Genomic DNA, 21689 nt, shown 5'->3' with positions numbered 1-21689 from the left:
GAAGTTTTATGTATAAATTAGTAGCGATCGACCTCGATGGAACACTATTGACGGATCAATTGGAGATTACGCCTCATACAATCACTGCGATACGTCAGGTAGTTGAAAGCGGCGTAATAGTAACACTCGCGACGGGGCGCATGTTTCCTTCTGCAAAAAAGTTTGCCCAACAGCTGAACTTGAATGTCCCGCTCATCACGTACCAAGGGGCAGTCATCAAAGACGTAGATGAGAAAAAGATTTGGTTCGAACGACCAGTCTCTAAAAAGATCTCAGAACGGCTCATTGAGTTTTCAGAAAAGCATCAGGTGCACATTCAAGTGTACCAAGACGATATTGTCTATGTAGATGAAGACAATGAAGAGATTCAGAACTATGCAAGGGAAAGCAACGTGTCCTATACTGTCGTGGACGATTTAAGCAGCCTTACGGACAGGGGATTCACAAAAGTGTTGTTCATTGGAGAACCAATGTATTTGGAAGGCTTGCAAATCGAGTTACACCGAGAATTCGGTTCGGAAGCACATATTGCGAAATCCAAACCGAATTACTTGGAAGTCACGGACCCTGAAGCGAATAAAGGGACTGCGTTACTTTACTTAGCAAAACAACTTGGAATCCAGCAGTCTGAAATAATTGGAATAGGCGATAACCATAATGATTTTGAACTCATTACGACAGCCGGTTTAGGTGTAGCAATGGGAAATGGAGTTGAGGCATTGAAAAGTGTCGCTGATTATATCACTAAGACCAACAATGATGAAGGTGTACTCCATACGCTTGAGAAGTTTATATTGGAACCCGCTTCAACAATTAAATAAATGTCCGTAATCATACGACAAGGCTTGGACTCTGCGAACAGTTAGTCCAAGCCTTGTTTTTGTTAATGTAGATCACTTGGGAATTCCAATCCGATATTTTTCCGGATGGCGTCTGCCACTTTCATGGTCGTAAACGAATTGAAATAGGTGTTCACGTCCGATTCGTTTTTGCCTTGTTCGATCAAATCTACAAACTCTCGAATTTCGTAGTACATCGATGGATAAGGCATTTCAACGGTAAGCGATTCGATCCTACCATCGTGATAATGGATTTCAACATGTTCAGGAGATGACACTTTCGTTATCAACATCGTACCCTTTTCCCCTTGGATTTCCCATGGCAATGCGGAATTTGAAACTTTAGAGTACATCAACACCGCATCTTTTTCTTCATATTTCAATGTAACACTTCCCGAACTATCTACACCGGATTCTAGGAGTGTGCCCGTGGCTTTTACCTCAAGGGGTTCTCCGAACAGAGCAATCAAAGGGTATAAACAATAGACGCCGAGGTCCATCAATGCACCATTCGCAAATTTTGGATTGAACGCATTTAAGACGGTTCCTTCTTTATATTGATCATATCGTGAAGAATATTGACAGAAGCTTGCAAAGTATTTTCGAATGGGTCCCAGTTTGTGAATGTTATCTTGGATCACTTTGAAATTTGGAAGGAGGGTAGATTTCATAGCCTCCATTAAAAGAACGTTATGCTTCTTTGCAGTTTCAAACATACGTTGAACTTCATTTGAATTGGCTGCGAGCGGTTTCTCACATAATACGTGTTTACCATTTTGTAAGAAAAGAATGGCTTGTGGTGCATGAAAAGAGTTCGGCGTAGCAATATACACCGCGTCAATTTTGTCGCTAGCAGCCATTTCCTCGATAGTTGTAAACTGATGTGGAATTCCATGTTTACTAGCAAACTCCTCTGCGCGTGCACTTGTTCTTGAGTAAACAGCAGCAACGCTGAGGTTATCCACGTGGGCCGCGCTATCCAACAATCGTTCTGTAATCCAGTTCGTGCCGACTAAACCGATTCTAACCATCATTTCACCTCTGTTTTGTAGTATGAAACCCTGTCGTTTCCATAAATTATGATGACGAACGAGAAGATTTACGAATGGGGATAGTCCCATTATAATGTGTACGAATTGCAATTCAAACTACCATATTAACGTATACATAGTGCTAAAAAGTATACTATAGGTGATTATAAGCTTCAGGAGGGATAACGTGCCAAATTTAGGTGAGAAATCTTTTAATTGTGAGAAGGAATTAACGCTATCGATTATCGGGGGGAAATGGAAAATGTTAGTCCTCTGGCATTTAGGAAAAGAAGGAACAAAGCGATTTGGTGAATTAAAGACTCTGATGCCTGGAATTACGCAACGTATGCTCGTCAACCAATTGCGCGAACTTGAAGAGCATTTAATCGTCCATCGCGAAGTCTATCCAGTCGTTCCTCCAAAAGTGGAGTACTCTCTAACTGAACAAGGAAGAACGCTCATGCCGATTTTAGATGCGATGTATGAATGGGGAAAAACCTATATTGCAACCAATTTACATACCCATGACGAAGAAGAACAGATGGGAAACTGATTTTCAACGATTATTTGGTCAATTGGCTAAAAATGATGAGGCTGGGGCAAAACCAGCCTCTTTTTTTGTACGAAAAAAGCAGTCTGACAGTCCCAACGTTATCATAATGACGGATTGTTAATCATTAAATAAAAATGTTTGACAGTTAACTTTCATGAATGATATAGTGCCAATAGATTGAAAACGCTTTCTACTTAGCGGTAAAAAAGATACTGGTCAAATTCTCGTTTAACGTCAATCAGCAAGGAGACTATCCATGAACAGCCTAGATTTACTAAACCGATTACAACATTCCCTCATTGTCTCTTGCCAGGCATTGGAGGATGAGCCGTTGCACAGCTCATTCATCATGAGTAAAATGGCGCTTGCCGCAAAACAAGGCGGAGCGGTTGGCATCCGTGCAAATTCCGTAGAAGATATCCAAGCCATTAAACAAGAAGTCGATCTCCCTATCATCGGGATTATTAAGAAGGACTTTCCGGACGAGGCGGTATTCATCACCCCAACGTTCACAGAAATCTCTGCCTTGGCTGAAGAAGGCGTCGACATCATCGCACTCGACGGGACGAATCGGATGAGACCTGGAAACCAAACGTTTCCACAACTTCTCAGCCAAGCAAAACAAGCATTTCCTGAGCAACTATTCATGGCAGATGTGTCGACTTTGGAAGAAGGCATCCTTGCAGTTGAAGCGGGAGCAGATATTGTCGCTCCGACATTAGCAGGTTACACACCTTATTCACAAGACGTGAACCCGTTAGCACTTGTGAAGCAACTCGTTGAGAAAGTGAACGTGCCGGTCATCGCCGAAGGAAACTTTGATACTCCTGAAAAAGCGAGATTGGCAATTGAACTCGGTGCTCATGCAGTTGTCGTAGGAAGCGCCATTACACGTCCTATGAAAATCACTGAAAAATTTGCAGCTGCCATTCAAAACAAATAAGAGATTCCCAACAAATATCCCAAAAAGAGGAGCGGATTAGAATGAAAGGTATTTTTACAGCACTAATGTGTGCATTTGACGAGCAGGGTAACATTCATGAAAAAGGATTACGCCAGTTAGTTCGTCACAATATCGATGTTTCTAAAGTAGACGGTCTATATGTCAACGGAAGCACAGGAGAGAACTTCCTGATCTCAACTGAAAACAAAAAGCGGATCTTTGAAATTGTCAAAGACGAAGCAGGGGACCAAGTGAAACTGATCGCTCAAGTCGGTTCACTGAACATCGATGAAGCTGTCGAACTCGCTCAATTCGCAACAGATCTAGGGTATGATTCTCTATCTGCCGTCACACCGTTCTACTATAAGTTCGATTTCGAAGAGATTAAAGACTACTACAACACGATTATTAATAGTGTCGATAACACGATGATCATCTATTCGATTCCTGCTTTAACAGGTGTCAACATGAGTCTGGAACAATTTGGTGAGTTGTTTGAAAATGAGAAGATCATCGGCGTAAAATTCACAGCACCTGATTTCTATCTGCTCGAGCGTTTACGTCATGCGTATCCAGAGAAACTGATCTATTCAGGATTTGACGAAATGTTGTTATCTGCAGCTGTTTTAAATGTGGACGGTGCAATCGGCAGTACGTTCAACGTCAACGGTGCACGAGCACGCTCTATTTTCCAACTTGCTCAAGAAGGCAAAATTGAAGAAGCACGTGAACTCCAAAAAGTGACGAATGATTTGATTTCAGGAATTCTTGCTAACGGCCTTTATCAGACGATTAAAGAGATGTTGAAAACACAAGGCGTGGAAGCGGGAGTTTGCCGCAAGCCAATGAAACAGCTATCGGCAGACAAAGTGAAAGTGGCACAAGAACTCGCAGCGAAGTTTTTGAGCAAGTGATGAATAGAAGACTTTTTCGAAAGTCTTCTATTATATAAGTAAGCGCTTACTGCTGAACAAGAGATGATAGGGGGAAAAGGGATGGACGGAAAGTTTGCTGTAATCGATTATGTAATTCTAATTGCTTATTTGCTCTTCATTTTATATATCGGAATCGCGGTTGCTAAGAAGGAAATGAAAGGGAAAGAGTTCTTTAAAGGAGATGGCAGTATCCCGTGGTGGGTGACATCCGTCAGTCTTTTTGCGACGTTGCTCTCTCCGATTTCGTTCTTATCACTTGCAGGAAACTCGTATCTAGGAAACTGGCAGCTCTGGGCAGGACAAATTGGATTGTTCATCGCTGTACCGGTAGCAATCTACTTCTTCTTGCCGGTGTATCGCAATCTTAACATCGATACCGCTTATGAATATTTGGAAAGACGGTTTGGCAAAGGTTTACGGATTATGGGAAGTTCTCTTTTCATCATCTACCAAGTCGGGCGGATGTCGATTATCATGTACTTGCCAGCGCTTGCGTTGTCCGCGGTGACTGGTATCCATACTGTCATGATCATCCTATTCATGGGTGTCATCGCAACCATCTACTCGTCAATTGGCGGGATCAAGTCCGTACTGTGGACAGACTTCATCCAAGGAATTGTGCTGATCGGAGGAGGGGTTTTTGCTCTTGTCGTGCTTGTTCTTTCCATTAAAGGCGGTCTTCCGGAAATTATGAAAGTCGGTGTCCAAGATAACAAATTCTTTAGTGAAGCTGTCATTTTCGACCCGAATATTTTCAATGATAGCTTGTTCATCATCTTCCTTGGAGCAGGATTATCTACATTATTCTCGTATATTTCCAGTCAAGACATGGTCCAACGCTATTTGACTACGACGGATTTGAAGCAGATGAACAAAATGACCATCCTGAATGGTGTGCTCTCTCTTGGTACCGCAACGTTGTTCTTCTTTATCGGTACGTCATTGTACGTGTTTTATAAGCAGGCAGGCGGCGCTATGCCGGATGGTGCTAAAGATCTTATCTTTGCGAATTTCATCGTCACGGAGTTACCTGCAGGGATTTCAGGATTACTCATCGCTGGACTCTTTGCGGCAGGTCAATCGACGCTCTCTACAGGTTTGAACAGTGTCGCGACCAGTTGGACGTTGGATATCCAAAAGGTTCTGCGTCCCGATATGTCCGATGAAAAAGGAACGCAAATCGCTAAAATCGTCAGTATCGTTGTTGGAGTCCTGTCGATCGTCTTTGCAATCGTTCTCGCATATTCCAACGTAAGTTCTGCATATGAATGGTTCAACGGTTTGATGGGTCTTGTACTCGGTATTATCGGTGGTACATTCACACTTGGTGTCCTCACAAAACGCGCGAACACAAAAGGCGCCATTGCAGGGTTCATTGTCACGACCATGATCGCCATCTATGTCTCTTATTTCACAGACACGACGTTATGGGCGTATTCGCTTATTAACCTTGTCTCATCACTCGTATTCGGTTACTTGTTCAGCTTGCTGTTCAAAGGCAAGAGTAAGGCGGAAGACGCTTCGGCACATCTTACGTATTACGATCAGCCAAAAGGCTAATAAGGAGAGAAAGGGAGGACAGCGCCGTATGTTAGGTGCTGTCCTCTTCCTTTTGAAATGATATAGTAAATGGAATAGGTGGAGAGGGGAATTGGTATGCACATTGGAGCGATCGATATTGGCGGCACATCGATAAAAACAGCAATTTCAAATGAGTATGGTGAGTTGACGAACCCGAAAGCGTATCCAACAGAAGCCGAGAAGGGCGGTTCGCATCTGATGGAAAAAATCCTGATGATTTGCGAAGAGATGCAAACAGTAGAAAAACTGGATGGAGTGGCGATTAGTTCAGCGGGGCAAGTAGATGCAGAGAATGGATCGATTATCTATGCAACGGACACGATTCCTGGCTATTCAGGGATGAATGTGTGTGAGCAAGTGACGACAAAATTCAATGTGCCGGCTACGATGGATAACGACGTGAACTGTACAGCACTAGGTGAGCAATGGGTAGGCGCCGCTCGCAACGTCAAAGACTTTTTGACCGTAACACTCGGAACAGGGATCGGTGGTGCGTTGTTCATCAACGGAAGGTTATATAGAGGGGCTACATTTTCCGGAGGTGAAATCGGACATATGATTTTGCATCCTGGAGGGAAAATGTGTACATGTACACAAGCAGGGTGTTATGAGCGATATGCATCCAGTGCTGCGTTAGCTGCTGCTGTTCAGCAACAGTTTGGTGAGGTGGAGCTGCCTGCATTTTTTGACATGATCCGATCTGGAAATGACGAAGCGATTGTTATATTTGAAAAATGGATGGACGATTTGACAACAGGATTAGCCTCACTCGTCCTGATTTTAAATCCTTCAGTGGTAGTGATTGGTGGAGGAATTTCAGCGCAAGGGGAATTATTGCAAGAAGCGATTCAAACGTCTCTCGAATCGAAGCTCATGCCGAACCACAAAAAAGAGTTGACTGTAGTACTGGCGGAAAGAGGGAATGATGCGAATCTGTTGGGAGCAGTACGCCACTTTTTAAACAACAACCCTGTCCAGGACGACTAAGGGAAAGGAGAACATCTGATATGCAAACGGGACCGCTGAAAGGCATGAAGCCGTCTGTGCTCATGGAGCAATACAAACCTGAGTTTACGAAGTCCGAGCATAAGATTTACACATATTTAACTGCGAATGAGGCTCACGTCATCTATTTATCTCTTACAGAATTGTGTGAGGCCAGTGGTGCAGCAGAAGCGACAGTGCTACGTTTTTTCAGGAAGCTCGGGTTTAAAGGATTTCAAGACTTTAAGTATTCCTACGCCCAAGAGCTTGCGACGGATGCAACTGTAGCTGAGCACGGCACCTATCTGGATAAAATCCGGACGAACATGGTAAGGGCTGTAGAAGACTCCGCAGGGATAGTGGATGAAAAGGAATTGCAACGTACGATAGATGTGTTGAAACAGAAAGACAATATTGTCATCTTTGGCGTCGGGTCATCGGGGATTGCAGGACTCGATATGCAAAGCAGGTTGATGAGGATCGGCCGGCAAGCGACAGCTGTCATCGATCCGCATTTTCAGGTGATGCTGGCTTCTTCGCTCGACGCAGACAGTGTCGTTATCGCAATTAGCATATCGGGTGGTACAAAGGATATCGTTGATTCAGTGAAAATCGCAAAAGAAAAAGGTGCCACAATCATTGTGTTGACGAACTATTTGAAGTCACCATTAAGCCAATATGCAGATCATATACTCCTCGGTGCAGCGAAAGAAAACCCACTGGACAGCGGGTCATTAGTATCGAAAATCGCTCAATTGTTTTTAATCGATGTCCTCTGCACAGGATTGGCAGTCGGGAATGTAGAAAGAGCGGAAGAGATCCGCACCCAAATTTCTGCAAACATCTCGACAAAACTATATTGAACAAGATCTTTGCTCGCTTATCTACGCTTGATAACTGATTATAATTATGGTGTTTGACGAGGCCGTGTCTAGATTGCGTTGGTTGGGACATTTCTCTCATGTTTTCGCTTTCTTGAACGAACATGAAACTTTTTAGAAGGTCATCCGACTACTCCTAATGGAAACACACATTTAGTGAAGTGAGGGGATTTTATGAAGAAGTTAGCGGGAATCTTAGTAGTATTCATGGCAGTCCTGATGGCGGCTTGCGGCAATCAGAATGCAGATGAATCGAATAATGACGAGGCCACTGAAGTGGAATTTACAGATATCATTTCAAACATCAAGGACCAAGTTGCGACAGACTTGAAGGCTGATGGTGTAGAGGAAATGAGTCAAGTCTATCAAGAAGTGGATTTAACCGAGACCGAAGATGAGAATTCTGCAGCGGATATTTGGATCGAGAAAATGAAACTGAATCCAGAATCACTTGAGAATGGGACAGTAATTGCTGCGCTCATGAGTGTCAAATCAGATGAAATCATCTTATTGGAAGCAAAAGACGAAAAACAAGTCAGTGAACTGAAGGCTTCACTTGAAAACGAATTGGCAGCTCAAGTTCAAACTTGGGAGCAATACTTACTTGACCAATATGAGAAAGTGAAGGACAACAAAATCGTCACAAAAGGGAACTTCCTTTTGTATGTGACATATGAAAATCCGGAAGCAATCGAGAAAGCATTCAACGATAGCTTCTAACAAAGGAAAAGACACAGTTTGTGTTTTCAGACTGTAGACAAAAGGGGTGTGAATCGATTTGATTTTCACCCTTTTTGTCTTTTTGCATCGTTGACTCTGAGAATGAAGGAGTACATGCCGTTGATTTCCGTTCAGGGCGGAAATCAACGGGATCTCCCAACTATCAAATAAGGTGAAGGAAATGCTTACGATCGAACAGGTAGTTCCGCAAGACAATCTGGTTCGTAAATTAGATGCAACAATTAGTTTTTGCTTCATTTATCCATTGGTTGAAGATCAATATTCACTATTTGTGAGACCAAGCATAGATTCAGTGTACTCATTAAAATGACATTCCTCCAATAGACCTTTGGTATTCGATCCATGCGTCAGACCATCAAAGAATGATATGAGAAACGCAAAGAGTCGGTTGAACATGTCTTTGCCGATGCCAGGGGAAAAGCATGGTATGCGATGGAGAATCACGAGGGGGACTTAAAAATTTGTCTATGCAGGCGATGTTTCTTTTGTTGCCCAAAATTTGAAGAAGCTCGCCAACTGGACCTTGCGTCCACCTGTCATGGAAATTGCATGTGGGTATCGCGGTCCTGCGGGACACTTAGTTGATTGGAGTGCAGGGCGGCGACTCCTGGGGGATCAGCGCAGCGCGAAGACCCCGCAGGAGCAAAGCGACGAGGAGGCTGAGGGCAAGCCCCCCGGAAAGCGTCCGCCCGGAACGGAAATCAACTTTTCAGTGTGAAATCCATTGTAAAAAAACACTGTAGGCAAGCCCCATGATTTCTGGAGTTAGTCCACAGTGTGAAAAACATTTTGTGCCTTTTTCTAATTGGTTTGGGAGGTGTGTCGCGGTTGGTATTCAGTAGTTTGACATTTCTATTTTTCTTTTTGCCTCTCGCACTTATATTCTATTACATCAGTCCGCGCATACTGAGAAACCTCGTACTGTTAGGTGTCAGCTTGTTTTTCTATGCGTGGGGCGAACCGATCTACATCATGCTAATGATCTTTTCTGCACTGACAGATTACATACACGGTCGTATCATCGGCCGGTATCGGGAACACCGGCCACTCTATGCAAAACTGGGGCTTGTTTCCTCACTTATTGTGAATCTGGCGGTGTTATCGTTTTTTAAGTACGCTGACTTTCTCATTGAAAGTATCAATTCCATTATGGGTACAGGAATCGAACCAATGGATCTGCCGTTACCCATCGGTATTTCGTTTTACACGTTCCAAACGATGTCCTACGCGATCGATGTCTATCGGGGGACTGTGCGTCCTCAAAAGAATATCATGACATTTGCGCTCTATGTCTCCTTATTCCCGCAACTGATTGCAGGTCCTATCGTACGCTACGAAATGATCGAGCAAGAACTGATGAATCGGACGTTTCAACTCGGTCAATTTGCAGATGGCGTTCGGATATTCATCATCGGACTTGGTAAGAAGGCACTGATCGCCAATACGATTGGTCAACTGTGGGCGAGCGTTGAAAGTCAGGGTATTTCAGACCTCACTGTATTTGCTGCATGGCTCGGAATCATTGCATTTGCGTTCCAGATTTACTTCGACTTCAGTGGTTATTCGGACATGGCGATTGGCCTTGGAAAGATGTTTGGGTTCAGCTTCCCGAAAAACTTCAATTATCCATACATCGCGAAGAATGCTTCTGAATTTTGGAGACGCTGGCATATTTCACTCGGCTCCTGGTTCCGGGATTACGTCTACATTCCGCTAGGCGGGAATCGGAAAGGTCAGTTTGTGCTCTATCGAAATTTGTTCGTCGTCTGGGGACTAACGGGATTATGGCATGGAGCGAGTTGGAATTTTGTATTGTGGGGATTGTATTTCGGTGTACTGATCGGACTCGAACGCGCAGGTCTGCTCAAATGGCTGGAAAAGCTCCCGCGTGTTATCCAACATGGTTATTTACTACTCGTCATCTTGTTCAGCTGGGTTCTGTTCGTCTTTGAAGATATTGGCGAAGGGATCCGCTATGCGCAAGTGATGGTCGGTTTGGGAGGACGCCCGCTCTACGACACAGCTTTTCTGTATGACCTCTATACGAATGCAGTGTTGTTGTGCATGGCAGCACTTTTATCCACTCCGTTGTTTACCCAACTGTGGAACCGGTGTATCGAACGTAGTGAAATCATGCAAAAGGAATGGGTTCAGACAGGTTTACAGGTGGTCTTTTTCATCGTGATTCTAACCTGTTCGACTGCATATTTAGTCGATGATGCATTTAATCCGTTCCTTTACTTCCGATTTTAATAGATTCATCAATTCGATCAAGGCAGGGGGGGAAGATAAGTGAAGCGATTGAATGCGATCATGATTGGCGTGTTTGCCGTTTTTGTTGGTGGAATTGCTTGTATGAATCTACTTGCGGAGGACGAGCCGTTTTCACAGGCGGAAAATCGTCCGCTGATGCAATTCCCCGAATTGTCGTTGGACAAGATTATATCAGGAGAGTTTTCAAAGGATGTAGAAACGTACCTGAGTGATCAGTTCGTCCATAAACGGTTTTGGACAAGCGTTAAAGCATCTGCTCAAAAAGCGGTTTTGAAGAAGGATAATAATGGCGTGTATTTTGGGGGAGATGGGTATTTGTTCGAGAAGTTCGAAACCCCTTCAGAGCAGCTCGATGCCAATAGTGAGAGTATCTCGCGTTTTCTGGAGAAGACGAAAGGCGTTTCAGTGTATGGACTTCTTGCACCGACCTCTATCGAATTGTATCCTGAAAAGTTGCCGAAATTCGCACAAACCGCTAGTGAAACAGCCGCGATTCAACGTGTTGAAGAACAAGTGAAAGGGGAGATCGGGTGGATAGATGTATCCTCTGCATTAAAAGCGGAAAAAGATCAGCCGATCTATTACCGTACGGACCATCATTGGACGACACATGGGGCGTATACAGCTTACCGCTCAGCGATAGAGAAGATGGGTATGGAGCCGTTTTCATCAAATGAATTTACCATTCAAACTGTTTCTGAGAACTTCAGGGGGACGTATGACGCGAAGGCAAATGACCCTTCAATTACTGCAGATGAAATCGACGTGTACGTGCCCAAGTTCAACGTATCTTATAATGTCGACATTGATGATGGACAATCGAAAATGGAGTCGCTGTATGCATGGGAGTTTCTTGAAAAGCGTGATCAGTATTCGTTTTTTTTAGGCGGCAATCATCGCGCTGTGACCATCCATTCCAATGTACAAAATGGACGTAAACTGATGATCATCAAAGACTCATACGCGCATGCGTTAGTACCTTTTCTGGCGAATCATTTCGAAGAGATCTATATGGTCGATTTGCGATATGATCATCGCAACATGGCACAGGTTGTGAAAGAGAAAGGAATTCAAAACGTCTTAGTTGTTTACAATATCGCTAATTTTGCAGAAGACCAGAACTTGATATGGCTGCGCCAGTAAAAAAATGCAGAAGAAAGGCTGAGACGTTGTTGAGACGTCTCAGCCTTTCTATGGTTCCATAGTGCGATCCAACAGTTAGTGTGCAGCAATCATCGCTTCTTTTACTTCTTCGATCTGTTCAATATGCCGTAACTCATGGTATCCAACGAACGGAATCCATTGGTCCAGGCTCATGTCACCGAAGACAGGGTGTGGATAGGATCTAGCCTTCAGCTGTTCGGTGGGAACCGAATCTTCAAGTTGTTGAAGCGAGGTATGGGATGCCTTCAGTTTGTCTTTCAATTCTGCGGCGGTAGCAAAGGAATCGCCTGGTTTTGCAAAGTCAGGAGCGTCCACTTTAGTCGATCGGTCGACTGTCCGCTCGATTGGTTTGCCGGCGGTTTCATGAGTTTCCTCTTTTGTCAGTTGTGACTGGATCGTCTTTGTCACGCCGCCTTCCATCAAATAGAGATGCTCCAGAACTTGACGTACGGACCACTCATCTTCGGAGGCTTTCCAGTTCAGCTCTTCATCACTGAGACCGTCCACTGTTTCCAATAACTTCGTACGTGCTTCCTCATTCACTTTCATCGACTCACTCCTTATGAACTCTATACCTATTTATACCATTCCGATTGGAAAAATAAACCTTCATCCATGTTTTCAGAAGGGAGAAAAGCATGAGTACCTCTTGCTTTATAGTGTCCAAAAGGATTAGTTTAACGTATAATTATCAAGGTGAAAGTTAGGATTATGTGTTTTTTTTAGAATATTTCAATAGAAACGCACTATATAGAGTATGGAACATACTGAGAACTTCCAGATATATATGTGATGTAACCATAGAAGAAGGTGAAGAAATGGAGATTTTTGAAGTTATATTGCTCATGCTGAGCGCAGTTTTTCTTTCCAATATTTTAAATCGTTTTTTACCGACCATTGCGATTCCCCTCATTCAGATCGTCTTGGGGATTGCATTAGCCATTCCATTGACCAATCATTCATTGGAGTTAAGTCCGGAATTGTTCTTGTTACTGTTCATAGCCCCGCTATTGTTCAACGATGGTGTGAATGTGGACAAAAAAGCGATATGGCGAGAACGTAAATCGATTTTGTCCCTTTCAATCGGGCTCGTCTTTGTTACTGTCGGGTTGCTTGGCGGATTCATCCACTTGTTGCTGCCAACCTTACCATTAGCGGCCGCATTTGCCCTCGCAGCCGCACTTGCGCCTACAGATGCAGTTGCAGTCGGTGCTCTTGCAGAAAAAGTGAAAGTACCTCATAAGATCATGCACACGCTCGAAGGGGAGTCTCTCATCAACGATGCTTCTGGACTTGTTTCCTTCCAATTTGCGGTGGCGGCTCTCATGACTGGAACATTTTCGTTGTTCCATGCAAGTACTACTTTTATCATCATCTCGATCGGCGGTATTTTACTCGGTGCAGTGTTGAGTTTCCTGAAAATCGCCCTGATGAGAAGACTTCGCGAACTGGGGATTGAAAATAGCACGTCGTTCATCCTCATGGAAGTTCTCTTGCCATTCCTCATTTTTGTTATTGCAGAGAAAGTGGGAGTCAATGGAATCTTAGCGGTAGTGAGTGGGGGAATTGTCCATTCACTCAGCTATAAGAAGCTGAATGTCGAAATTGCACAGCTGAATTTATTGTCAAAAAATACGTGGTCAGTCATAACATTCAGCTTGAATGGACTAGTTTTCGTGTTGCTTGGAACCCAGATTCCAAGTATTTTGCAGACGATTTTAAATGACCAGCATCTTGAAATTATCACGTTGCTTGGCTATATTTTTGCAATAACCATCGCATTGCTCGGATTGAGGTTCATGTGGATTCTCCTATTCAATAATTTCCAGAAAAATTCCGAACACGTGAGCAAAAGAAAAATCAAGGATACGCTACTCTATACAGTTTCTGGAGTGAGGGGAACCATTACATTAGTCAGTGTGTTGTCGCTTCCGTTGTTTCTAAGCGATGGCACCCCGTTCGAGGGACGTGATCTGTTATTGTTCATCGCTGCGGGCGTTATTTTAACGACCTTGCTGCTGGCTAACTTCACCTTGCATCTGTTTGCGCCGAAAGTGGAAGGGTTTTCGCATCAGCATGATCCGAAGTGGGAAATCGGGATGTTGAGAGAAGTGAAAAATGAATTAAGAAAACATAGGACAGCTGAGAACAAGAGAACGATAGGTAAAGTGATTAAGATGTACAACGATCGGATTTTCTCGCTCAGTAATTTAAAGGAAATGAACAACGGCGAGCGCAAATTGCGTCAGCTCATTTTGGAATGGCAGATGGAGAACACACTGGAGTTAGTAAAACAGCGTCGGATCCGTATCCAACTGGCGTTCCCGGTTCTCAGAAGGTTGAACAAGAGACTTTATAAACTGACGAAAGAAAAAAAGTACGGATTTAATTCCTTCTATAGCAGACTTCTGAAAAGACATTTTCAAGGAATGCGTTTGACGCCGCTCACTTCAGAACAGCGCAAAGAACAGCGGATGATTCTCTTGCAAAGCAACAGTCATTTCATAACGGAGAATTTGAAAGCACTCGAAGAAGGTCAATATTCACCTGAGCTTATCGAAGCCTTCCTATTGAATTATGAAAGAATGGGCGGTTACGGACTACCGAGAGAAGCCGCACATCATTTGCACGAATGGATAGATTTCGCCCTTCATACTGAAAGGAATTACATCCAGACTGCATTTGAAAAAGGGGAGATTTCGAGAGCGGAGATGAGACAATATCGAGAAAACCTGTTAGCCATCGAAAGCAGCATACAAATACAGGATTGATCGTATAGAAAAGAAAAAGGACTGTCACAGAAGTCAGGGTACACTGACTTCTGGACAGTCCTTTTTCAAAAATCCGGTAAACCGGACTGAATGTAATTAAAAGTGAACAGTTGTGATTAAACATATATCCTTCTTAATATGGAACAAAGGACGAATCGCTAGGAAATGATATCCGTGTAACGATAATTCGATTCATTAGTATGGATAGATCCGTTCAATAGGTTCAGTTCCGGGAGTGGACCCGCTCTCCCTGGACCCATACTTCACGGATGTTTTCGGGACGTGCAAGATACATGATCTTCTGCAAAACATCGAGTAAAGGTTCGTTCGGGTCAAATATCGGAAGCCTGGAAGATGGGATGGTTGTATCGACACGCTGAACGTCCCAAGCATAACCTTCTTCCAGACGACCGATCGGCAGACTCAGACTTGCTCCGCCACCAGCCGTTACCATATGGAACGCTTCTGCAATCGTAATGCGGGAATCGTTCACTCCTCGTTCATCAGCAGGTACACTTGGATTTACGCCATCTTCCAACATGCGGGAAGACATGACAGCTTGACGTGAGTTATCGTAAAGACTTGGAGAAAATCCACCTGAGAGATCTGAACCAAGTCCGATATCGACGCCCATCTCAGCAAATCGAGCAACTGGGATCACGCTATTTGCAAAATATGCGTTTGAAACTGGACAATGGGCAATCGCACTGCCGGTTTCGGCGAACAACTTGGCATCTTCATCGGAAAGGAAGTTGCAATGAGCCATGACAGACTTGTCCTGCAGTAATCCAAAATCATTGAGCGCTTGTGCGTCATTTTTTCCGAACCGCTGCTGGACGTGCTGATGAGCCCAATCGCTTTCACTGCAATGGGACTGGATGTGTGTATCATACTTAGCTGCAAGCGCGCCAAGACCTGCTAGCACTTCTTCCGTACATGTAGGAATGAACCTTGGAGTGACAACGGGATAGACCCCTTGTTTCGTAGTCTTGGCAATCTCCTTCACTTGGAGGATGAATTCCTCGGTATCTTGCAAAGCAGTCTGGGTATCCGCATCGCGGTAATAATCAGGACATTCTTGAACGAGATCCATGACGACTTTGCCGACTAGACCGCGTTGACCTCGCTTAGCACAAATGTCAGCGAGCAAAACACTCGCATCTTTGTGAACTGTCGCAAAGTAAAGTGCAGTAGTGGTGCCATTTGCGAGAAGTGTACTGACCACGTCTTCGTAAACTGTTTTCGCATAATCGAGATCTGCAAATTTTGCTTCAGAAGGGAATGTATACGTACTTAACCAATCATGGAGTGGGATATCGAGTGCTGTTCCTGCTTGGGCCCACTGAGAAGCATGAACGTGCAAGTCGACGAAACCAGGAAGCAAATAGGAACCTGCCTCAATCTTCTGGAACACATCTGTATGTATATATTCATCGAGGACTTTTTCGTAATCTGCGTGCTCAGGGTGTACGATGCGTTCGATCAACCCCTCCCCGTCAATACAGAACAGGCAGTCTTTCAATACATCCACCTCTTTCGGTGACTTACTTGTAAAGGCAGTTGCTAAAAAAACTTTTGTATACATAAACGTTTCATCCCCTTGTTTTAGTTGATAGAGACTATTATACCATTACGGATTTCCTGGTTGTAAAGTCTACGTCCTCATAGTAAGCATTCTTGACAAGTAAATTCGGCCCGAGACAACGGACAGCAGGGCAATGACAGCTGACAGATTTCGCAAGCGGATGCTGTTGCCACGCATCATACATGTCCGGAAGGTTGCCATGTTGAATATTCCCAAGTGGCGGCACATCGCCAAAGTCAGTCACAATGACATCTCCAGTGAAAATATTAACGTTCAAGCGGGAACGACCATCTGGATCATTTCGGACGGAGACATTAGGGCTTGCCTGAAGCTTAGCCAGCAGTTCCTGATCTGCACCATTCGAGCTACAAGAATAGAAAGGCAGCGTTCCAAACAGCATCCAAGTGGATGTATCCCGGAATTGAAGGATTTCTTGTATCGCCGAACGGGTTTCCTCCAACGAAAGGACTTCTAGCGTTGAAGCGAAGTCGCTTGGATACATCGGGTGGATTTCGTGGCGTGCACACTTCATTTCGTGGACAACTTGCTCATGGATTTTTTGTAAATGAGGGAGCGTTCTACGATTCAACATCGTTTCCGCAGATACCATTACCCCTAAGTCTGCCAATGCACGGCTGTTTTCAATCATCCGTTTGAATTGGTCTGCGCGACGTTCAAAAGAAGGGACGCGTTCCATATTTGCGAATCCCCCCTCAGCGAAATCTTCAACAGTTCCCCAGTTATGCGAAATATGAAGAACATCGAGATATGGAGCAATCATTTCATAACGCTCAAGAGGCATCGTCAAGTTGGAATTCATCTGGGTACGAATACCGCGCTCATGTGCATATTTAAGGAGAGGCAGGACGTATTGTTCCACCGACCGTTTAGAAAACATCGGCTCACCACCTGTTAAACTGATGGTGCGTAAATAGGGAATTTCCTCGAGTCGCTGGATCAGCAACTCTATCGGAAGCGCATCGGGATCTTTTGGTTGAAGCATATAGCCAACCGCACAGTGTTCACAGCGCATATTGCATAAGTAGGTCGTCGTAAATTCAATGCTGGAAAGAACTTGGCGTCCGTGGGTATCCACGTCTAAATAAGCTTCCCAAGGGTCTTGTGAAATTAGGTCATTAGTTGAAATCATATGTAAAACTCCTGTCTTCTAAAATGAACATAGATAAGTATGCGCTGAATGTGTAATGGTTGCAATAAGAGGGGGAATTCGCAGAACACGTTGAAAATTCAAGAAGGAGATGGAGAAACGATTGCTTCCAGTTATCCGATCACTCCGGTTTGAAATTTCTAATCATTCCGAAATTTATCTCTCGTACATGAAAAGTGATATTTCCATAGAAAACGGGTATGGAAAAAAGAGTCGTTGGCACAAATTCAGAAAGCAGGTGCTCGGAATGAAACAATTGTTCATTTCATTTGTAATCCCTTCCTACAACGAAGAAGGTAATATCCATACTATGATGAAAGCATTGAGTGAGACAATGGCGTTGGGTGGATACCCTTATGAAGTGTTATTTGTTGATGATGGAAGTGACGATAAAACAATGGATGAAATCCGTGATGCAATTATTGATTATCCAGAGGTTGAATATATATCTTTTACCCGTAACTTCGGGAAGGAGGCTGCCATTTTAGCAGGTCTTGAATATGCAAAAGGGGATGCAGTGATCCTGATGGATGCCGATTTGCAGCATCCCCCGGAATTGATCCCCCAACTGATCCGGGGATATGAAGAGGGGTATGATCAGGTCATAGCGAAACGGAATCGGAAAGGGGATTCTCCCATTCGATCCTTACTGTCGCGTGCTTATTATTGGGGAGTGAACAAAACGATCGACGTCGAGTTACATGATGGTGAAGGGGATTTCCGATTGCTAAGCCGTCGCGCAGTCGATTCTTTGTTGCAGCTCAGTGAAGGAAATCGTTTTTCCAAAGGGCTGTATTCTTGGATTGGGCTGGAACAGAAGACGATTAGTTATGAAAATGTGACACGACAGCACGGCGAGACGAAGTGGTCTTTTAAACAACTGTTAAATTATGCGGTCGATGGCATCGTGTCGTTCAATACGAAGCCGTTGCGTCTTTGTTTTTATGCAGGATTATTCAGTCTGTTTCTAGCAATTTCGTATATAGCGATATCATTGGTCGGGATTATTCGAAATGGTGTAGACGTTCCAGGATATTTTACAATCATTTCAGCCGTCCTATTTCTCGGAGGTGTCCAGTTGTTATCTCTTGGTATCATAGGGGAATACGTTGGGCGGATTTATAATGAAACGAAAAAACGACCGCATTATCTTGTTCGACGGACGAGTGCTGCGGTGAAAGGAAAACCAGTCACTCATGCCAAAATTCGAAGTTCGTGAATTCATAACATTCGCCATCGTTGGCGTTATTAATACAGCAACTTACTACGGGTTTTACTTGGCTGGACTGAAAGGGCTTGGTCTGGCTTATATGATCTCGCATTTCAGTGCAGTTATCTTGAGCATGATCATTTCATTTTTTTTGAATAGTTATGTGACATACAAAGTGAAACCGACGTTAAAAAAGTTCTTGATGTATCCATTGACGCAACTTGTCAACATTGCAGTGACTGCCGTATTGCTATATATACTAGTGGATGGGTTGCATGTGAACAGTAGTATTGCGCCGCTTGCGGCATTAATTGTTACAGTACCTGTTACATTTGTTGTGACTGGAAAGGTGCTGAAAGCGGCATGATGACGAAAAAGAGTTGGATCGGGCTCATTCTAGTGAGCGCACTAACCGCTGCAGCTGCACATGGGTTCATGCTATCGGAATGGATGCAAGGGCGTTATGTGGTAGGTCCGAATGATGGGTTATCACAAATGATCCCCTTCAAACACTTCCTATATGAATCGATGCTTGAAGGGAATTTCTTTTACTCGGAACGATTCGGTTTAGGGGGAGGAACGTTTTCTCAGCTTGGTTATTATTTTTCTACGTCACTTGTTTTTCTGGCAACTGCGGCGATCACGATGATTTTGGAATGGATGGGCATACTGTCATCACCTGAACTTCAATATTGGGCGGATGTTACTGTGTTTGTCAGTATGATCCGTTTGACAGTGATTTTGCTCATCACTACGGTTTTCTTCCGTATAATTGGCTTGAAAACGCAGTTCTCCTATATCGCGGCCGTCATTTATGGGATTAGTATTCTGTATTTCCGGCATGTGACGTATTGGGAATTTTTTGCAGATGCCATGTTATTTTTGCCATTATTGCTCATCGGGGCAGAGCGAATCATGCGATACGGAAAACCTGGATGGTTTATCGCAGCGGTGGTGCTCAGTATGGTGGATAATTTCTATTTTGCCTATATTAACTTCCTTCTGGCATTCATCTACATAGTTTTTCGCTGGTTCATCCCATTGACCAAGAACGAAGGGAACAAAAGGCAGCAAATCGGTCAGTTTCTTATGGGCGGCTTGCTTGGTGCTGCAATAAGCAGCCCATTTTTTGTCCCGGCAGTTTATGGGTATTTGAATAACTTCAGACCACCGTTTGAAGGAGAAATCCCTCTTTTTGAGATGACGGAAAACATTCTATCCGACGGTAAGATGGTCGTTTTACCTGCATTTGCCGTCATCTGCCTATTCCTATATCCGTTGTATAAGCAGCGAGGATATCGGTTATTTGCAATTATGACCGTTATGTTAGCCGTGTTGCATGCGTCTCCTGCAGTGGGAAGTGTCTTTAACGGATTTTCAGCGCCGCAATTCCGTTGGGAGCATATGCTTATGTTAGCTGCAGGGGGACTAGTGGCAGTTACACTGCAAAATTGGAGGGAAATCCAGCTGAAGCATGCAGGGATTGCGGCAGTTGGTACTATCGCCGTTTACATTCTTTTTTCCACTATGGAGTTGGAAGGAAAGCCGAGTCTCTATGCCGATAGTTTAGTTGTGATGGCGCTAATTACTTGCGCATTAGTGATTTTAGCTGCCGTACGCCAATTCAAACATTGGAATATTGCATTGTGGACGGGAATAATCGCTTTCAGTCTAATCACGGTGAATTTATACCAAGAAGAAAAGTTGACAGGCAATCACCCTCAAGTGGAGCAAGTTCAAGGACAAGGGATTCCGCAGTCCTTTTTCACAAGCGATGCCTACAATGGGAGCGCATCACGAGAACTGGTTCAGCAGTTGACGGAAGGTGAAGAGGATCCGCTTGCCCGAATTGAATGGATGATCGGGACACGTAATAATACCCCGATTGTCCAGAATTTTTTAGGGACTAGCATTTACTCGAGTATATTAAATCAGCACTTGCTGCATTTTTACTTAGATGACCTATCCATCGATATGGGAAGGGAAAGTGTCAGCCGCTATGCTGGATTCGGCGGACGTGCAAATCTTTATAGCTTATTGAACGGAGTCTATGCAATCCGTTCAGATAAGGGGAATCCGATTCCGTACGGTTTCGAAGAAGTTGCACAAAATGGTGAATTCAAAGCGTTTGAAAGCAATCATCGTCTGCCATTTGTGCGGACGACGAATCGGATCTATACAGAAGAAGAGTTAGGGGATAGTCCCGCTATCGTTCGTGAGCACGCGATGTTAGATGGAGTGATTTTAGATGAATGGAATGATACTTCGGAGACGGCTCCAAGTGCGGAGAATTTGATAGATAAGGTTACCATTCAACCTGTCCGAGCTGAATATGAAAATGACGAGCTTGTCGTTACTGGAAAGAATGGCGGCGTCGATTTGAAAGTTTCGGATGTCCGTCTGTTGAAAGAGGACACCTATGTGTCATTTAACTTGGAACGCTCAACAGCAGACATAGGATTCCATCTTAAGGTGAATGAGTATAAAACAACACGTAAACGGACGGATTCGATTTATCGTACACGTGTCAATGACATAACGATCCGTATTCCTTCTGAAGAAACCATTCGAATTCGAGTGCCTGAAGGGACATATACATTCAGTGATTTAGCGCTTTACGCCGAGGATTATACGACTCTTGAAAAAGCTGAGCGGGAGGACGAACAGACTTCTGGCGCCACCGTTGAATGGAAAGGGGAACATGCTGACGTTCAGCTGGATAATTCTAACGGAGACACATTCGCTGTGATGCCGATCCCATTTGAAAAGGGATGGAGGGCGAAAGTGAATGGGGAAAACGTGTCTGTTCAAAAAGCGAATTACGCATTTACGGCAATTCCGATTGAACCGGGTCCGAATACGATTGAAATGACGTATCGACCTCCTTATTTCGTGATATCGCTATGGATTAGTTTGCTAGCATTAGTAAGCACGATCGTCTGGTTAGTTAAAGGAATTAGGAGCAAACCTTTCGCTCATTGAGGCGGAAGGTTTGTTTTCATCTCAAACAAATGCCTCGGAGAGCTCTC

The 21689-nt window shown here is 44.0% G+C and carries 18 protein-coding genes and 2 pseudogenes; 16 read left to right on the top strand and 4 right to left on the bottom strand.

Annotated elements, in window-relative coordinates:
- The first annotated feature begins 8 nt into the window (after positions 1-8).
- Positions 9-821, top strand: a complete 813-nt coding sequence (locus H9659_RS07485) for a Cof-type HAD-IIB family hydrolase (RefSeq protein WP_191689315.1) — start codon at positions 9-11, stop codon at positions 819-821.
- A 62-nt stretch (positions 822-883) separates the two neighbouring features.
- Here H9659_RS07485 and H9659_RS07480 read toward each other — a convergent pair whose 3' ends face one another.
- The gene (locus H9659_RS07480) at positions 884-1870 is read right to left on the bottom strand and encodes a Gfo/Idh/MocA family protein (RefSeq protein WP_191689413.1); all 987 of its coding nucleotides are present in this window, start codon (positions 1868-1870) and stop codon (positions 884-886) included.
- 187 nt (positions 1871-2057) lie between these two features.
- On the opposite strand from H9659_RS07480, the gene H9659_RS07475 reads away from it, so the two are divergent.
- The 11 genes and pseudogenes from H9659_RS07475 to H9659_RS07435 all read left to right on the top strand — a co-directional run bounded on the left by H9659_RS07475 (position 2058) and on the right by H9659_RS07435 (position 11905).
- Positions 2058-2423 carry a winged helix-turn-helix transcriptional regulator gene (locus tag H9659_RS07475; protein ID WP_191689314.1) on the top strand — a complete coding sequence of 122 codons (366 nt, stop codon included), beginning with the start codon at positions 2058-2060 and terminating at the stop codon, positions 2421-2423.
- Between the two features lie 256 nt (positions 2424-2679).
- A complete protein-coding gene (locus H9659_RS07470) occupies positions 2680-3366 on the top strand; it encodes an N-acetylmannosamine-6-phosphate 2-epimerase (RefSeq protein ID WP_191689313.1) in 687 nt (228 codons plus the stop codon).
- Between the two features lie 41 nt (positions 3367-3407).
- On the top strand, positions 3408-4280 hold the full coding sequence (locus H9659_RS07465; RefSeq protein ID WP_191689312.1) for an N-acetylneuraminate lyase: 873 nt from the start codon (positions 3408-3410) through the stop codon (positions 4278-4280).
- Between the two features lie 81 nt (positions 4281-4361).
- Complete coding sequence (locus H9659_RS07460; protein ID WP_191689311.1) at positions 4362-5861, top strand: sodium:solute symporter; 1500 nt, start codon at positions 4362-4364, stop codon at positions 5859-5861.
- A gap of 96 nt (positions 5862-5957) precedes the next feature.
- The gene (locus H9659_RS07455) at positions 5958-6869 is read left to right on the top strand and encodes an ROK family protein (protein WP_191689310.1); all 912 of its coding nucleotides are present in this window, start codon (positions 5958-5960) and stop codon (positions 6867-6869) included.
- Positions 6870-6889: 20 nt separating this feature from the next.
- The gene (locus tag H9659_RS07450) at positions 6890-7729 is read left to right on the top strand and encodes a MurR/RpiR family transcriptional regulator (protein ID WP_191689309.1); all 840 of its coding nucleotides are present in this window, start codon (positions 6890-6892) and stop codon (positions 7727-7729) included.
- 192 nt (positions 7730-7921) lie between these two features.
- Positions 7922-8467, top strand: coding sequence for a DUF4358 domain-containing protein (locus H9659_RS07445; RefSeq protein ID WP_191689308.1), 546 nt, complete (start codon positions 7922-7924; stop codon positions 8465-8467).
- Between the two features lie 181 nt (positions 8468-8648).
- Positions 8649-8809: pseudogene (locus H9659_RS15400) on the top strand (IS5/IS1182 family transposase); the annotation flags it as partial.
- 45 nt (positions 8810-8854) lie between these two features.
- A pseudogene (locus H9659_RS15725) lies at positions 8855-9206 on the top strand (transposase); the annotation flags it as partial.
- A 110-nt stretch (positions 9207-9316) separates the two neighbouring features.
- Positions 9317-10741 carry an MBOAT family O-acyltransferase gene (locus tag H9659_RS07440; protein WP_191689307.1) on the top strand — a complete coding sequence of 475 codons (1425 nt, stop codon included), beginning with the start codon at positions 9317-9319 and terminating at the stop codon, positions 10739-10741.
- A gap of 39 nt (positions 10742-10780) precedes the next feature.
- Positions 10781-11905, top strand: coding sequence for a DHHW family protein (locus H9659_RS07435; protein ID WP_191689306.1), 1125 nt, complete (start codon positions 10781-10783; stop codon positions 11903-11905).
- A 75-nt stretch (positions 11906-11980) separates the two neighbouring features.
- Here the strand turns inward: H9659_RS07435 and H9659_RS07430 are convergent, their stop codons facing one another.
- Positions 11981-12475, bottom strand: coding sequence for a DinB family protein (locus tag H9659_RS07430; protein WP_191689305.1), 495 nt, complete (start codon positions 12473-12475; stop codon positions 11981-11983).
- Between the two features lie 269 nt (positions 12476-12744).
- Between H9659_RS07430 and H9659_RS07425 the strand changes: the two genes are divergently transcribed.
- Positions 12745-14697, top strand: a complete 1953-nt coding sequence (locus tag H9659_RS07425) for a cation:proton antiporter (RefSeq protein ID WP_191689304.1) — start codon at positions 12745-12747, stop codon at positions 14695-14697.
- A gap of 223 nt (positions 14698-14920) precedes the next feature.
- Here the strand turns inward: H9659_RS07425 and guaD are convergent, their stop codons facing one another.
- On the bottom strand, positions 14921-16282 hold the full coding sequence (gene guaD, locus H9659_RS07420; RefSeq protein ID WP_191689303.1) for a guanine deaminase: 1362 nt from the start codon (positions 16280-16282) through the stop codon (positions 14921-14923).
- A 37-nt stretch (positions 16283-16319) separates the two neighbouring features.
- Positions 16320-17432, bottom strand: coding sequence for a radical SAM/CxCxxxxC motif protein YfkAB (gene yfkAB / locus H9659_RS07415; RefSeq protein WP_191689302.1), 1113 nt, complete (start codon positions 17430-17432; stop codon positions 16320-16322).
- Positions 17433-17697: 265 nt separating this feature from the next.
- Between yfkAB and H9659_RS07410 the strand changes: the two genes are divergently transcribed.
- Genes H9659_RS07410 through H9659_RS07400 form a run of 3 tightly spaced genes read left to right on the top strand, consistent with a single transcriptional unit; the run spans position 17698 to position 21642 of the window.
- The gene (locus H9659_RS07410; RefSeq protein ID WP_225217718.1) at positions 17698-18669 is read left to right on the top strand and encodes a glycosyltransferase family 2 protein; all 972 of its coding nucleotides are present in this window, start codon (positions 17698-17700) and stop codon (positions 18667-18669) included.
- Complete coding sequence (locus tag H9659_RS07405) at positions 18647-19027, top strand: GtrA family protein (RefSeq protein WP_191689301.1); 381 nt, start codon at positions 18647-18649, stop codon at positions 19025-19027. The genes H9659_RS07410 and H9659_RS07405 overlap by 23 nt, the downstream gene beginning before the upstream one ends.
- On the top strand, positions 19024-21642 hold the full coding sequence (locus H9659_RS07400; RefSeq protein ID WP_191689300.1) for a YfhO family protein: 2619 nt from the start codon (positions 19024-19026) through the stop codon (positions 21640-21642). The genes H9659_RS07405 and H9659_RS07400 overlap by 4 nt, the downstream gene beginning before the upstream one ends.
- The last annotated feature ends 47 nt before the right edge of the window (positions 21643-21689 follow it).

The sequence above is a fragment of the Sporosarcina gallistercoris genome (assembly GCF_014836415.1).
GTDB classification, from domain to species: domain Bacteria; phylum Bacillota; class Bacilli; order Bacillales_A; family Planococcaceae; genus Sporosarcina; species Sporosarcina gallistercoris.
Note: the sequence above shows the minus strand (reverse complement) of the source record. Positions and strands in the feature narration are given on the sequence as shown.